The sequence below is a fragment of the Providencia sp. PROV182 genome, assembly GCF_028480325.1.
Lineage (GTDB): Bacteria > Pseudomonadota > Gammaproteobacteria > Enterobacterales > Enterobacteriaceae > Providencia > Providencia hangzhouensis.
The window spans coordinates 383,956-398,990 of the sequence record NZ_JAMPOL010000004.1; the positions used below are offsets into that span (position 1 = coordinate 383,956).

At 44.6% G+C, this 15,035-nt stretch carries 12 protein-coding genes; all 12 read left to right on the forward strand.

Annotated features, from left to right (window positions below; translation table 11 throughout):
• Positions 1-9: 9 nt before the first annotated feature.
• Genes ftsI through ftsZ form a run of 12 tightly spaced genes read left to right on the forward strand, consistent with a single transcriptional unit; the run spans position 10 to position 15,016 of the window.
• The gene (gene ftsI / locus PR834_RS04475) at positions 10-1,776 is read left to right on the forward strand and encodes a peptidoglycan glycosyltransferase FtsI (protein ID WP_004262040.1); all 1,767 of its coding nucleotides are present in this window, start codon (positions 10-12) and stop codon (positions 1,774-1,776) included.
• On the forward strand, positions 1,763-3,250 hold the full coding sequence (murE, locus tag PR834_RS04480) for a UDP-N-acetylmuramoyl-L-alanyl-D-glutamate--2,6-diaminopimelate ligase (RefSeq protein ID WP_110592161.1): 1,488 nt from the start codon (positions 1,763-1,765) through the stop codon (positions 3,248-3,250). Before ftsI ends, murE begins: the two co-directional genes overlap by 14 nt.
• Positions 3,247-4,611: a UDP-N-acetylmuramoyl-tripeptide--D-alanyl-D-alanine ligase gene (gene murF / locus PR834_RS04485; RefSeq protein WP_004262037.1), complete on the forward strand. Its 1,365-nt coding sequence runs from the start codon at positions 3,247-3,249 to the stop codon at positions 4,609-4,611. The genes murE and murF overlap by 4 nt, the downstream gene beginning before the upstream one ends.
• Positions 4,605-5,687 carry a phospho-N-acetylmuramoyl-pentapeptide-transferase gene (gene mraY, locus PR834_RS04490; protein ID WP_004262035.1) on the forward strand — a complete coding sequence of 361 codons (1,083 nt, stop codon included), beginning with the start codon at positions 4,605-4,607 and terminating at the stop codon, positions 5,685-5,687. The genes murF and mraY overlap by 7 nt, the downstream gene beginning before the upstream one ends.
• Position 5,688: 1 nt before the next feature.
• Entirely contained in the window at positions 5,689-6,999 is a 1,311-nt protein-coding gene (gene murD, locus PR834_RS04495) for a UDP-N-acetylmuramoyl-L-alanine--D-glutamate ligase (RefSeq protein ID WP_272536465.1), read from the forward strand.
• Positions 6,999-8,192 carry a cell division protein FtsW gene (gene ftsW / locus PR834_RS04500; protein WP_004262031.1) on the forward strand — a complete coding sequence of 398 codons (1,194 nt, stop codon included), beginning with the start codon at positions 6,999-7,001 and terminating at the stop codon, positions 8,190-8,192. The genes murD and ftsW overlap by 1 nt, the downstream gene beginning before the upstream one ends.
• Positions 8,189-9,262, forward strand: coding sequence for an undecaprenyldiphospho-muramoylpentapeptide beta-N-acetylglucosaminyltransferase (gene murG, locus PR834_RS04505; protein WP_004262030.1), 1,074 nt, complete (start codon positions 8,189-8,191; stop codon positions 9,260-9,262). The genes ftsW and murG overlap by 4 nt, the downstream gene beginning before the upstream one ends.
• Before the next feature lie 46 nt (positions 9,263-9,308).
• Positions 9,309-10,772, forward strand: coding sequence for a UDP-N-acetylmuramate--L-alanine ligase (gene murC / locus PR834_RS04510; RefSeq protein ID WP_272536466.1), 1,464 nt, complete (start codon positions 9,309-9,311; stop codon positions 10,770-10,772).
• A gap of 2 nt (positions 10,773-10,774) precedes the next feature.
• A complete protein-coding gene (locus PR834_RS04515; protein WP_112307299.1) occupies positions 10,775-11,695 on the forward strand; it encodes a D-alanine--D-alanine ligase in 921 nt (306 codons plus the stop codon).
• 1 nt (position 11,696) lies between these two features.
• Positions 11,697-12,506: a cell division protein FtsQ gene (ftsQ, locus tag PR834_RS04520; RefSeq protein ID WP_004262025.1), complete on the forward strand. Its 810-nt coding sequence runs from the start codon at positions 11,697-11,699 to the stop codon at positions 12,504-12,506.
• Between the two features lie 35 nt (positions 12,507-12,541).
• Positions 12,542-13,798 carry a cell division protein FtsA gene (ftsA, locus tag PR834_RS04525; protein WP_272536467.1) on the forward strand — a complete coding sequence of 419 codons (1,257 nt, stop codon included), beginning with the start codon at positions 12,542-12,544 and terminating at the stop codon, positions 13,796-13,798.
• A 60-nt stretch (positions 13,799-13,858) separates the two neighbouring features.
• On the forward strand, positions 13,859-15,016 hold the full coding sequence (gene ftsZ / locus PR834_RS04530) for a cell division protein FtsZ (protein WP_004262022.1): 1,158 nt from the start codon (positions 13,859-13,861) through the stop codon (positions 15,014-15,016).
• Positions 15,017-15,035 lie beyond the last annotated feature (19 nt).

Consider the following 15,035-nt stretch of genomic DNA (forward strand, 5'->3'; position numbering starts at 1 on the left):
AGGTTCCTAATGAAAGCACCAAAAACAGCGAAAAATAAGAAACAAGAAGAGAGTACCAGCTTTGTCCGCTGGCGCTTTATTTTGCTGTGCGGATGCATTGTCTTAGCGTTAGCAGGGTTGCTAACGCGGGTGGCTTATCTGCAAATTATTGCGCCAGAGAAACTGGTGAAAGAAGGCGATATGCGCTCTTTACGAGTGCAAGAAGTTGCGACATCACGAGGTATGATTAGCGACCGAGAAGGGCGGCAACTTGCCGTGAGTGTGCCAGTCAATGCGATCTGGGCAGACCCCAAAGAGGTATTTGAAAAAGGGGGAATAAGCAATGACGAACACTGGAAAGCACTGGCAGACGCACTTGAAATTCCATTAGAACAAATTACGAGCAAAATATCGGCCAATCCAAGAGGCCGTTTTGTGTATTTAGCGCGCCAAGTTAACCCATCTATTGGTGATTACGTTAAAAAATTAAAAATACCGGGTATTTACTTACGCAAAGAATCTCGTCGTTATTACCCATCAGGCCCAGTTACCGCTCACTTGTTGGGGGTAACAAACATTGATGGTGAAGGGATTGAAGGCGTCGAAAAAAGCTTTGACCGTTGGTTAAAAGGTGCGCCGGGTGAACGTACAGTCCGTAAAGACCGTAATGGGCGAGTGATTGAAACCATTTCGTCTATTGACAGCCAAGCTGCGCATAATCTGACATTAAGCATTGATGAACGTATTCAATCCATTGTTTACCGTGAATTAACACGTGGCGTGCAGGAAAATAAAGCGGAATCGGGGGTGGCAATTTTAGTTGATGTTCATACCGGTGAAATTTTAGCAATGGCGAATAGCCCATCCTATAACCCAAATAACTTAACGGGTACATCAATGGATGCGATGCGTAACCGCGCCATTACGGATATTTTTGAGCCGGGCTCAACAGTAAAACCTATGGTGGTAATGAGTGCGCTACATAACAAAATTATTAAAGAAAACTCAGTAATTAATACTTATCCGTATCGTATTAGTGGTCATGAGATCAAAGACGTAGCACGATACGCTGAGCTAACTATTACTGGGATTTTACAGAAGTCGAGTAACGTAGGTGTTTCAAAACTTGCGTTAGCGATGCCTGCCACTGAGCTGGTGGATGTGTATAGCCGCTTTGGGTTTGGCAAGCCGACTAATCTGGGGTTAGTCGGGGAAAGTAGTGGCATCTTTCCAAGTAAAAAAACACGGTGGTCTGATTTAGAAAGGGCCACCTTTTCTTTTGGCTACGGGCAAATGGTAACACCGTTACAGTTAGCGCGAGCCTATGCAACGATAGGGAGTTTCGGTATTTACCGGCCTCTATCAATCACTAAAGTTGACCCTCCCGTGCCAGGGACGCGTGTTTTTCCTGAGCCAATTATGCGTACTGTGGTGCATATGATGGAGAGTGTAGCTCTACCCGGCGGCGGGGGAGCTCGAGCAGCCATTAAAGGCTATCGCATTGCCATTAAAACCGGTACAGCAAAAAAAGTGGGCCCTGAAGGGCGCTATGTTAATAAATATTTAGCTTATGCCGCAGGTGTTGCGCCTGCGAGTAATCCACGCTATGCGTTAGTTGTGCTTATCAATGAGCCAAGTGCAGGTAAATACTATGGTGGTGCGGTTTCTGCCCCCGTATTTGGCTCAATCATGGGTGGGGTCTTGCGGTTGATGAATGTTGAACCCGATGCATTGCAACCAAACGAACAAAATGAAATCGTAAATAGTCAAAAAGAGGTTAAAAGTGGCAGATCGTAATCTTTGTGACCTACTCTCACCCTTTGGTGTGAGCACAACTCCAATCTCACTGCGTGAGATGACGCTAGACAGTCGAAAGGCTGCCGCGGGCGATCTGTTTATTGCAATAAAAGGTCATCAATCGGATGGGCGACACTATATTCCTCAAGCGATTGCTCAAGGGGTTTCCGCTGTAATAGCAGAGGCGGAAGGTGAAGCCGTTGAAGGCGAAATTCGTTTCGTTCATGGCGTACCTGTTATTTATTTGAATGACCTGAATAACCGTTTATCTGCACTGGCCGGTGAGTTTTACCACCAACCTTCTGCAAAAATGAAACTCGTTGGTGTGACGGGGACTAACGGTAAAACCACCACCACACAATTAATTGCTCAGTGGGCTCAAGGGCTAGGGGAAACTAGCGCAGTAATGGGAACCGTGGGTAATGGCCTATTAGGCCATGTGTCACCAAGCGAAAATACCACGGGCTCTGCGGTAGATATTCAACTTGAATTGACCCAGTTATTGAACCAAAAAGCAACATTAACAGCGATGGAAGTTTCTTCCCATGGATTAGTGCAAGGCCGTGTCGCAGACTTACAGTTCGATGCCGCTGTGTTCACTAATTTAAGCCGTGATCACCTTGATTATCACGGCGATATGGAAAGCTATGAAGCCGCTAAATGGCTATTGTTTTCCACACATAATACAAAATCGCAAATTATCAATGCGGATGATGCGATTGGTTTGAAGTGGCTGCAGCGTTTACCACAAGCGTGCGCGGTGACCATGGAAAACAAAATTCCTCAAGATTGGCAAGGCCCATGGTTAAAAGCAACGGAAGTTGAATACCACGACAAAGGCGCCACTATCCATTTTGATTCCTCATGGGGAAATGGTGACTTTGAAAGCCCATTGATGGGAGCATTTAATGTCAGCAACTTATTAGTGGCAATGGCAACTTTGCTGATGATGGATTATCCGTTAAACAAACTGCTGGCTGCTACATCTTCATTGTCACCAGTTTGCGGCCGTATGGAAGTGTTTAGTGCACCGAATAAACCGACAGTTGTTGTTGATTATGCGCATACTCCTGATGCCTTAGAAAAAGCCTTAGCGGCAGCACGCTTACATTGCAAAGGGCAATTATGGTGTGTATTTGGTTGCGGTGGTGACCGTGACAAAGGTAAGCGCCCTCTGATGGGAGCCGCAGCAGAAGAATATGCAGATAAAATCGTGATCACAGATGACAACCCGCGCAGCGAAGACCCTATCGACATTATTAATGACATCATGGCTGGACTATTAGATTCCAGCCGTGCCTTGGCCATTCCAGGTCGTCCAGAAGCAGTGACAAACACCATTTTGCAGGCATCTCCTGATGATGTGATTGTGATTGCAGGCAAAGGTCATGAAGATTATCAAATTATTGGTCAGCGCAAGCTAGATTACTCCGACCGTTTAACGGTGGCACGTTTGTTGGGGGTAATCGCATGATCTCTTTAACACTCGCTCAGCTGGCACAGATTACCCAAGGGCAGATTGAGTCTGCTCCAGATACCAATGTTTTGATTAGCTCTGTTAGTACCGATAGCCGCAAAATTGCTGAAAATTGCCTATTTATTGCCTTAAAAGGTGAACGCTTCGACGCCCATGATTTCGCACAACAAGTGGTGGTTACGGGAGCTAAAGCGTTACTTGTTGAGCGCAAGCTGAATGTAGATTGCCCACAAGTTATCGTGAAAGACTCGCGTATTGCGATGGGCCAATTGGCTGCATGGGTTCGTCAGCAGAGCAGAGCTCGAATCGTTGGCTTGACGGGGTCTTCGGGCAAAACATCTGTTAAAGAAATGACAGCATCTATTTTATCTGAGCGCGGTAAAACCTTATATACCGCCGGTAATTTAAACAACGATATTGGTGTGCCTTTGACACTATTTCGTTTAACAAATGATGATGAATTCGCTGTGATAGAAATGGGTGCTAATCACCCTAATGAAATCGCCTACACAACCAATATTGTTAAACCAGAAGCGGCGTTAGTTAACAATTTATTTGCTGCGCACTTAGCGGGCTTTGGTTCACCGGAAGGGGTTGCGACAGCCAAAGGTGAAATTTATCAAGGTGTTCCAGAAGAAGGAACCGCAATTGTTAACCTTGATAGCTACAGTGAAAAATGGCAGTTTCAGCCACGCCAAACTGTTTGGTATTACTCGCTAACTTCACAAGCAAAAGCGGATTTCTATCCTTCTGATATTCAAGTGAAACAGCTAACAACAGATTTTGTGTTACATACCCCTGTTGGTAGTGTCGATATCACCTTGCCATTACCAGGGCGGCATAACATTGCTAATGTGTTAGCGGCAAGTGCATTGGCGATTTCTGTCGGCGCTAGCCTAGAAGATATCAAAAACGGCATAGCAAAAACGCAAGCGGTACCTGGGCGTTTATACCCTGTGCGCTTGAGTGAACACAAAGTGGTATTAGATGACACTTATAACGCCAATGATGGCTCAATGATCGCAGCAATTCAGGTCCTCGAAAAAATGCCGGGTTACCGCATCTTAGTGGTAGGGGATATGGGGGAACTGGGTGATTATGCCGAAGATTGCCACCAACGTGTAGGTGTTGCCGCTAAGCAGGCGGGTTTAGATAAGGTATTCAGTGTTGGTCAGTTAAGTGAGTTGATCAGCCAATTTAGTGAGTGTGGTGAGCACTTCACAGTGAAAGCAGATTTATTAACCCGACTAATTCCGCTAGCGCAGCAGAAGGACGTTGTTTCTATTTTAGTTAAAGGTTCACGCAGCTCCGCGATGGAAGATGTTGTGAATGCATTGAAGGAGTGCTTCGAATGTTAGTCTGGCTTGCCGAAATGTTAGTCCACAAGTTTTCTGTTCTGAACGTCTTTTCTTATTTGACGTTCAGGGCCATTGTCGGTTTGCTGACGGCACTCGCCATTGCTCTGTGGATGGGGCCTCATTTAATTGCTTACCTGCAGAAAATGCAAATTGGTCAAGTCGTTCGTAACGAAGGCCCTGAGTCTCACTTTAGTAAGCGTGGAACCCCAACCATGGGCGGGTTATTGATTTTATTTTCAATTACCGTTTCAACATTGTTATGGGCTCGATTAGACAACCCTTACGTTTGGTGTGTACTACTCGTGCTAGTCGGGTATGGCATTGTCGGTTTTGTTGACGACTACCGGAAAGTGGTTCGTAAAGACACTCGTGGCTTAATCGCGCGTTGGAAATATTTCTGGCAATCCGTGATTGCGTTAATTGTTGCCTTTTCCATGTACGCGATTGGTAAAGATACCCCAGCAACTCAGTTAGTTGTACCATTTTTCAAAGACGTAATGCCACAACTGGGCATGCTGTATATTTTGCTGACCTATTTTGTGATTGTTGGAACCAGTAACGCAGTAAACCTAACCGATGGCTTGGATGGCTTAGCTATCATGCCAACGGTATTTGTTGCCGCAGGTTTTGCATTAGTGGCATGGGCAACAGGTAACGTCAACTTTGCCAGTTACTTACATATTCCATTTTTACCCCATGCAGGTGAACTGGTGATTGTCTGTACTGCCATTGTGGGGGCAGGGTTAGGCTTCTTATGGTTTAACACATACCCAGCGCAAGTATTTATGGGCGATGTCGGCTCATTGGCGCTTGGCGGTGCACTGGGGACTATTGCGGTATTACTGCGCCAAGAGTTTTTATTAGTGATTATGGGCGGTGTGTTCGTCGTTGAGACGCTGTCAGTTATTTTACAAGTCGGTTCATTTAAATTGCGTGGACAACGTATTTTCCGTATGGCACCAATTCACCACCATTATGAATTGAAGGGTTGGCCAGAACCACGTGTTATCGTGCGTTTCTGGATTATCTCGTTAATGCTAGTCCTGATTGGGCTGGCAACCTTGAAGGTGCGTTAAGATGGTTGATTATCAGGGTAAGAACGTCGTTATTATTGGGCTGGGGATCACCGGCCTATCTTGCGTTCACTTTTTCCTTGAGCGCGGCGTGGTGCCTCGCGTTATGGATACCCGTGCAGTACCGCCTGGTATAGATAAACTCCCAGAAAATGTAGAATGCCATAGTGGCAGTTTGAATAATAGCTGGTTACAGGCCGCCGATTTAATTGTTGCTAGTCCAGGAATTGCGTTAGCGACCCCTCAATTACAGCAGGCTGCAGAAAATGGCATCGAAATTGTGGGTGATATCGAATTATTTTGCCGTGAAGCAGATGCACCGATTGTCGCGATTACAGGTTCAAATGGTAAAAGCACTGTCACGTCATTGGTTGGCGAAATGGCTAAAGCAGCGGGTATTTCAGTTGGTGTAGGTGGCAACATTGGTACGCCAGCACTTTCATTACTCAATGCAGGGCATAATCTGTACGTTTTAGAACTTTCCAGCTTCCAATTAGAAACCACTTCAAGTTTAGAAGCGACCGCCGCGACAGTCTTAAATATTAGTGAAGATCATATGGATAGATATCCATTAGGTCTAGAACAGTACCGTGAAGCGAAATTAAAAATTTATCACAATGCTCAAAACTGCATTGTTAACGTACAAGATATACTGACCTTACCCGCTAATCATACTTTGGATGAATGCATTAGCTTTGGCTTAAATAGTGGTGATTATTTCTTTGATACCCAAAAACGGGTGTTAGTGGCTCAAGGAAAAGAGCTATTAGATGTCAATGAAATGCACTTAACCGGCCAACACAATTACCTTAATGCGTTAGCCGCGTTAGCATTGGCGGATGCAGTGGATATTCCTCGTCCAGCTTGCCTTCAAGTATTGAAAGAATATACGGGGTTAGCACATCGTTTCGAATTAGTGTTATTCAATAACGGTGTTCGCTGGATTAATGACTCTAAAGCCACAAATGTTGGAAGTACAGAAGCGGCGTTAAATGGGTTACACGTGGATGGAAATATCTATTTATTATTAGGTGGGGATGGCAAGTCAGCCGATTTTTCACCATTAAAACAATATATTGCTGCGGATAACTACCGCTTATATTGCTTTGGTCGCGATGGGAAAGCATTAGCTGATATGGCACCTGAAAAATCAGTATTGACTGAGACTATGGAACAAAGCTTACGCCAAATTGCACCACAATTAAAAGCGGGGGACATGGTGCTGTTATCCCCTGCATGTGCCAGTTTGGATCAGTTTAAAAGTTTTGAGCAGCGTGGAACTGTCTTTGCTCAATTAGCCCAGGAGTTAGGTTAATGACGATACCGGGTGCGATGCGTTTAAAAAATTGGGTCATTGGTGAAAAAAATGGCGTGATTTCAGGCTCAACGCTTTACGACCGTACATTAGTGTGGTTGGCATTCGGTTTAGCCGCAGTAGGTTTTATCATGGTCACATCCGCTTCCATGCCAGTTGGCCAACGCTTAACAGAAGACCCGTTCTATTTCGCTAAGCGTGATGTGGTGTATATCGTTATCGCATTTATTTTAGCGTTGGGTGTCATGCGTATCCCGATGGCAGTTTGGGAAAAGTACAATTTCATTTTGTTGATGGTTTCACTTGGCATGCTAGTGGTGGTGCTGGTTGCAGGAAGTTCAGTTAACGGGGCATCACGCTGGATAGACATCGGTTTGGTAAAAATTCAACCAGCAGAAATTTCGAAATTTACGTTGTTTTGCTATGTGTCCAGTTACTTGGTGCGTAAATCCGATGAAGTCAGAACCCGTTTTCTTGGCTTTATTAAACCGATGTGTATTTTGATTGTTATGGCGTCATTGCTTTTATTACAGCCTGACTTAGGGACCGTTATCGTATTAGTGGTTACCACTCTGGGATTGTTATTTTTAGCGGGCGCAAGGTTAGCGCCGTTTATTATTGGTATTGCCGCTTGCGCAGTGGGGGTATTGGCTTTGATTTGGTTTGAGCCGTACCGCTTACGTCGTGTTACATCGTTTTTGAACCCGTGGGATGACCCGTTTGGCAGTGGTTATCAGCTAACCCAATCTTTAATGGCTTTTGGTCGTGGTGAAGTGTTTGGGCAAGGGCTTGGTAATTCAGTACAAAAATTAGAGTATTTGCCAGAAGCACACACAGACTTTATTTTCTCGGTTTTAGCTGAGGAACTCGGGTACTTTGGCGTTGTATTGGTTCTGCTGATGGTCTTTATGTTGGCATTTAGAGCAATGATGATTGGCCGTCGCGCATTGATGTCAAACCAATTATTCGGTGGTTATTTAGCTTGTTCAATTGGTATTTGGTTTACCTTCCAAGCCTTAGTTAACGTTGGGGCTGCATCCGGTATGTTACCGACAAAAGGTTTAACATTGCCATTAATTAGTTATGGTGGTTCGAGTTTACTGGTAATGGCTGCTGCCATTGCGATATTACTGAGAATTGATTTTGAAACACGCCTTGAAAAAGCGCAGGCGTTTGTAAGGAGCACTAAATGAGTCAGGCAAAGAAATTACTCGTCATGGCAGGTGGAACTGGAGGACATGTTTTTCCAGGTTTAGCCGTGGCACATTATTTGCAGGCTCAAGGGTGGGAAATCCGTTGGTTAGGCACGGCTGACCGAATGGAAGCAACATTAGTGCCTAAACACGGTATCGATATTGAATTTATTCAAATTTCTGGCCTCAGGGGTAAAGGCATTGCCGCCCAACTGGGGGCGCCATGGCGTATTTATAAAGCGATTCGCCAAGCAAAAACAATTATCAAGCGTTATCAGCCAGATGCTGTATTAGGCATGGGAGGCTATGTTTCGGGGCCCGGTGGTATTGCGGCATGGCAATGTGGTGTACCCGTTGTGCTTCATGAACAAAATGGTATCGCAGGGTTAACGAATAAATGGCTATCTCGAATTGCAAAAAGAGTATTACAAGCTTTTCCGGGGGCATTTCCTGATGCACCTGTCGTAGGTAACCCAGTACGGGAAGATGTTTTGGCTCTACCTGCGCCACAGGAACGTTTAGCAGGCCGAGAAGGCGCTATACGCGTATTGGTTGTCGGTGGTAGCCAAGGGGCACGGATTTTAAATCAAGTGATGCCTCTGGTTGCTGAAAAAGTAGGCAAACAGTTAAATATCTGGCATCAAGCGGGAAAAGGCAGTAAGGAATCGACAGAAGCATTGTATAATGAGCACATGCAAGTTTCAGTCAATTCTGAGTATAAAGTTACTGAATTTATTGATGATATGGCGCAAGCTTACGCATGGGCAGATATTGTTGTTTGTCGGTCTGGTGCACTAACCGTAAGTGAAATTGCAGCCGCAGGTTTACCGGCTATTTTTGTTCCTTTTCAACATAAAGACCGTCAACAGTATTGGAACGCATTACCGCTAGAAAAAGCGGGGGCGGCTAAAATTTTAGAACAGTCACAATTTACCGCAGATGCTGTGGCGAGCTTATTAGGGCAATGGGACAGAAACGAATTACTCTCAATGGCTGAAAAAGCACATAGTTGTGCAATTACTGATGCAACAGAGCGAGTTGCTGCCGTGATCTGTGAAGTGGCTAAATAATATTAGTCATAATTGATACCGAATTAATTAGAAGCGAAGAAATATAGTGAATACACAACAATTAGCGAAATTAAGAACATCAGTGCCAGAAATGAGAAGAGTCAGGCACATCCATTTTGTCGGCATCGGCGGTGCTGGCATGGGTGGTATCGCTGAAGTGTTGGCAAATGAAGGTTATGAAATTAGTGGTTCAGATTTAGCACCGAATGCAGTGACTCAACAACTAACTGCATTAGGGGCAACGATTTACTTTAATCACCGCCCAGAGAACGTTGAAAATGCGAGCGTCGTCGTCGTATCAACAGCGATCTCAAGTGAGAACCCAGAAATTCAAGCCGCCAAAGAATTGCGTATTCCTGTTATTCGTCGTGCGGAAATGTTAGCGGAATTAATGCGTTATCGTCATGGCATTGCTGTTGCAGGTACCCACGGGAAAACCACTACGACAGCAATGATTTCTGGGATTTATGCACAAGCAGGCCTTGACCCCACATTTGTGAATGGGGGATTGGTTAAATCAGCAGGAACGCATGCACGTTTAGGTAGTAGCCGCTACTTGATCGCAGAAGCCGATGAAAGCGATGCTTCATTCTTGCATTTGCAACCGTTAGTTGCAGTTGTGACCAATATCGAAGCAGACCATATGGATACTTACCAAGGTGACTTCGATAATTTAACGAATACGTTCATTAATTTCTTACACAATTTGCCATTTTACGGGCGCGCAGTGATGTGTATTGATGATCCAGTCATTCGTTCGTTGCTACCCAAAATTGGTCGCTATATCACCACTTATGGTTTTAGTGAAGACGCTGATGTGCGTATCACGCAATATGAGCAAAAAGGAAATCAAGGCTTTTTCACTATTGCCCGTGAAAATATGCCAGAACTGACGGTGGTTCTAAATGCACCAGGGCGTCACAATGCTCTCAATGCGACAGCTGCAGTGGCGGTCGCCACAGAAGAAGGCATTGACGATTTACACATTTTATCTGCACTAGTTGAATTTCAAGGAACAGGGCGTCGCTTTGATTTCCTAGGGAATTTCCCTCTGCGAAATGTGAATGGCAAAGACGGTGAAGTGATGCTAGTGGATGACTATGGTCATCACCCAACCGAAGTGGATGCAACGATTAAAGCCGCGAGAGCAGGCTGGCCAGATAAGCGTATTGTTATGGTATTCCAACCGCATCGCTATACTCGTACTCGTGACTTATACGATGATTTTGTTAACGTTTTGGGGCAGGTTGATGTGCTGCTAATGTTAGACGTATATTCAGCGGGCGAAAAGCATGTACCAGGTGCGGATAGCCGCTCATTGTGCCGCTCAATTCGTGGTCGTGGTCAGATTGATCCTATTTATGTTGCAGATATTGAACAAATTTCACATATTTTAGCTCAAACTCTTGATGAAAATGATTTAATTTTAGTTCAAGGCGCAGGAAATATTGGTAAAATAGCCAAAAGCCTAGCAGAAGCAAAATTACAGCCACCGATGATTGAGGAATAAAAATGACAGAGAAAGTTGCGGTTCTATTAGGAGGCTCATCTGCTGAACGTGAAGTTTCACTTCAGTCAGGAAATGCTGTGCTGGCAGGTTTACGCCAAGCAGGTATTGATGCACATCCTATCGACCCTCAAGATTTCCCTGTAGAAACATTGAAAGATGCAGGTTTCAATAAAGTTTTTATTGCGTTACATGGCCGCGGTGGTGAAGACGGTACATTACAAGGGCTGTTAGAAACACTAAATCTGCCTTATACCGGCAGTGGTGTTATGGCTTCAGCGCTTAGCATGGATAAGTTGAGAACAAAACAATTATGGCAAGGTGCAGGATTAAGTGTATCGCCGTATGTTTACTTAACAAAACAGCAGTATAAGCAGGCTTCTTATGAGCAAATTGTCGCTAAAGTGCAATTTCTCGGATTACCTCTTATCGTGAAGCCAAGCCTTGAAGGCTCCAGTGTTGGTATGAGTAAAGTTGATAACTTAGAGGCATTGCCTGCTGCACTGGATCTTGCGTTTCAATTTGATGAAACGTTGTTAATTGAAAAATGGCTGAGTGGTCCTGAGTTCACGGTCGCGGTGTTAGGAGACAACACTCTACCGCCAATTCGTATTCAACCACCAGGTATTTTTTATGACTACGAAGCGAAATATTTATCTGATGAAACTCAATATTTTTGCCCAAGTGGTTTAGATGAACAGCTTGAGTCAGAACTCGCAGACTTAGCGCTGAAAGCTTACCAAGTTGTTGGTTGTGAAGGCTGGGGGCGAGTTGATGTAATGCAAGACAGCGATGGCCAATTTTATCTGTTGGAAGTTAATACATCGCCAGGTATGACAAGCCATAGCCTAGTGCCAATGGCTGCTCGTCAGGCAGGTATGAGTTTTTCACAGTTAGTTGTGCAAATTTTGAGATTGGCTCGTTGATATGTCACAAGCAGCACTAAATGTTAGGCATCATAATCAAAAGAACGATGAGGATCCTCGTTCAGGAGGACCTAGTAATGGTGCATTTTTAGGTGGGTTATTTTTCTTCCTATTTGTGGTTGGCACTATCATCTGGAGTGGTTGGATGGTAATGACTTGGATGAAAGATGCGGATCGGCTGCCGATGTCCAAGTTAGTGTTAACGGGTGAGCGCCATTACACCAAAAATGATGATGTTAGAAAGGCTATTTTAGCGCTAGGGCAGCCGGGGACGTTTATGACCGTCGATGTCAACGCTATCCAGAAGCAAATAAGCATGATGCCATGGGTACGCCAAGTGACTGTGCGTAAACAATGGCCAGATGAATTGAAAATTCATATTGTTGAATACCGCCCATTCGCTAGGTGGAACGACCAAAACATGGTGGATGAACAAGGTCGGGTATTTAACTTACCGGTTAGTGAAAATGGTAAAGGCGATTATGTGTTGCTTTATGGGCCACAAGGTAGCCAAAAAGAGGTTCTTAAAGAGTTCACAGTCTTTAAGAACACATTAGCTGCACATAATCTAAAGCTAAAATCGCTATCGATGACAGCCAGAAATGCATGGCAAATTATTTTAGACAACGATGTTAGAATCGAATTGGGTAAGAAAGATGTGTCAGAGCGGTTAAATAGGTTCCTTGAACTGTATCCGCTTTTGCAGCAAACAACGGATAAACGCGTTGACTATGTTGACTTACGTTATTCCAGTGGTGCTGCGGTGGGCTGGGCGCCACTGTTGGTTGATGCTCCACCGGAGTTACAATAAAGACGATGACTAATAACAAAAATTAGGCAGAAAAAATGATTAAAGCAACGGACAGAAAATTAGTGGTAGGCCTTGAAATTGGAACTTCCAAGGTGTCAGCCCTTGTTGGCGAAATTCTGCCCGATGGTATGGTTAATATTATTGGGGTGGGAAGTTGTCCATCTCGTGGAATGGACAAAGGTGGCGTAAACGACCTTGAATCAGTGGTAAAATGTGTACAAAGAGCCATTGATCAGGCAGAACTCATGGCCGACTGCCAAATTTCATCAGTTTACCTTGCACTATCGGGTAAGCACGTCAGTTGCCAAAATGAGATTGGTATGGTGCCAGTTTCAGAAGAAGAAGTGACGCAAGAAGATGTTGACAGTGTTGTGCATACAGCAAAATCGGTACGTGTTCGCGATGAGCACAGAGTTTTGCACGTGATACCGCAAGAATTTGCAATAGATTACCAAGAAGGGATTAAAAATCCGGTTGGTTTATCCGGTGTACGTATGCAAGCCAAAGTTCATTTGATCACCTGCCATAACGATATGGCAAAAAATATTGTTAAAGCCGTTGAACGCTGTGGGTTAAAAGTTGATCAGCTTATTTTTGCTGGTCTCGCTGCAAGTTATAGTGTTTTAACGGAAGATGAGCGTGAATTAGGTGTATGTGTCGTTGATATCGGTGGCGGCACTATGGATATGGCGGTTTACACTGGCGGGGCTTTGCGCCATACAAAAGTCATCCCGTATGCAGGCAATGTGGTGACAAGCGACATCGCTTATGCGTTTGGAACACCACCTAGTGATGCAGAAGCCATCAAAGTGCGTCATGGGTGTGCAGTCGGTTCTATCGTGAGTAAAGACGAGACCGTGGAAGTACCAAGTGTTGGTGGGCGACCACCAAGAAGTCTACAGCGTCAAACCTTAGCAGAAGTGATAGAGCCAAGGTATACTGAGCTGTTAAACTTAGTAAATGAAGAAATTTTAAATTTACAGGAACAGTTACGCCAACAAGGTGTCAAACACCATTTGGCAGCTGGTATCGTGTTGACTGGTGGGGCCGCACAAATTGATGGTTTAGTCGAATGTGCGCAAAAAGTGTTCCATACGCAAGTGCGAATTGGTACACCGCTCAACATCACAGGGTTAACGGATTATGCGCAGGAGCCATATTATTCAACAGCAGTAGGGCTTCTGCATTACGGTAAAGAAAGCCATTTAGGCGATGATACCGAAGTAGAAAAACGTGCATCAGTTAGTGGATGGTTTAGTAAAATCACCAGTTGGCTGAGAAAAGAATTTTAATTTTGATAAAGAAGCATATTATTAGCTTCAAAAGTAGTAAGCACAAAACGGAGAGACATTATGTTTGAACCAATGGAGCTAACCAACGATGCGGTGATTAAAGTCATCGGCGTTGGCGGCGGCGGCGGTAACGCCGTTGAACACATGGTGCGTGAACGTATTGAAGGCGTTGAATTCTTCGCTGTCAATACAGATGCACAAGCGCTGCGTAAAACCGCAGTTGGACAAACTATCCAGATCGGTACCGGTATTACCAAAGGTCTGGGTGCAGGTGCAAACCCTGAAGTTGGCCGTAATGCCGCCGAAGAAGACCGTGAGGCGCTGCGTAATGCTTTAGATGGCGCGGATATGGTCTTTATCGCAGCAGGTATGGGTGGCGGTACAGGGACTGGTGCAGCTCCGGTCGTTGCCGAGGTTGCCAAAGAATTGGGTATTCTGACAGTTGCTGTCGTGACTAAACCTTTCAATTTCGAAGGTAAAAAGCGCATGGCATTTGCAGAGGCAGGTATCACTGAGTTGTCAAAACATGTTGACTCACTGATCACTATCCCAAATGATAAATTATTAAAAGTACTTGGTCGTGGTATCTCATTACTGGATGCTTTTGGTGCGGCAAATGACGTACTAAAAGGTGCAGTACAAGGTATCGCTGAACTGATTACACGCCCAGGTTTAATGAACGTAGACTTTGCTGACGTACGTACTGTGATGTCAGAAATGGGCTACGCAATGATGGGGTCAGGTGTTGCTCGTGGTGAAGATAGAGCAGAAGAAGCGGCAGAAATGGCTATTTCTAGTCCACTTCTTGAAGATATCGACCTGTCTGGTGCACGTGGTGTATTAGTTAACATCACGGCTGGTTTCGACCTGCGTTTAGATGAGTTTGAAACGGTGGGTAACACTATTCGTGCTTTCGCATCTGATAATGCAACTGTGGTAATCGGTACATCTCTTGACCCAGAAATGCACGAAGAACTGCGTGTTACAGTTGTTGCTACAGGTATTGGTATGGACAAACGTCCAGAAATTACTTTAGTTAGCAATAAAATGTCTCAGCAGGCGTCAATGGAACAGCGCTATCAGCAAATGCAAAATAGCATGTCTTCATTAACAGAAGAGAAACCAGCGGCTAAAGCGGTCAATGACCAAAATACGCAAACAAATAAAGAACCAGATTATCTTGATATTCCTGCGTTCTTGCGTAAACAGGCTGATTAATTTTATTTATATTGGTTTC